The organism is Collinsella sp. AM13-34 (genome assembly GCF_003473055.1).
Classification (GTDB): domain Bacteria; phylum Actinomycetota; class Coriobacteriia; order Coriobacteriales; family Coriobacteriaceae; genus Collinsella.
This window is the reverse complement of record NZ_QRLE01000069.1, coordinates 1-574: the sequence shown is the minus strand read 5'-3', so window position 1 is coordinate 574 and position 574 is coordinate 1. Positions and strand designations below refer to the sequence as shown.

Genomic DNA, 574 nt, shown 5'->3' with positions numbered 1-574 from the left:
GGGCCGCGCGGCAAGGAGATATATTGCCAGACCGGAGGGGCCCCGGGGGCGGGAATCGCGCACTCCATATTTTGTTCACAAATTAATTAGCTGGCTCCGAGTTGCTCAGAGTCACACATTTGGTCATAAACCATGGACAGACCGTATGACCTCGGGAATCTTGCTGTCCACTGTAGACATAGCATCTTTATACCCTCGTCGGTCTCTGCTAGTTAGCCCGTCATAAATAGAAGGACAACGTTAACAAACCTATTAAACACCAGCGGGGGCTCTATCACTAATTAGATAGAGCCCCCGCTGGCGGAGTGTATTTAATTGAAACAATACCCCTTAACTGATTTACTGGAAATAAGGAGCATAAGATCCGTCCGGATAAACGTGACGACAGAACCCTGGAGCCGACTGAGCGCCACCAGAAAGCGACATAAGCAAGAAGATCGGCTCTACCTCACCGCGGACGGCAACGATGCCCTCGACTAAAGACAATCCGAGCACTCCTGAAACAGATAGGGCAAATGTCAGCTTATATAACGCAAAAAAGGGGGAGGCCGCGAGGCCTCCCCCTTCTTCAAGT

1 protein-coding gene is annotated in these 574 nt (G+C 50.7%); it reads right to left on the bottom strand.

Annotated elements, in window-relative coordinates; all coding sequences use genetic code 11:
* Window positions 1–339: 339 nt before the first annotated feature.
* Window positions 340–574 (bottom strand): hypothetical protein (locus DW151_RS10845; protein ID WP_233540278.1); only part of this gene is annotated, 235 nt, incomplete at its 5' end.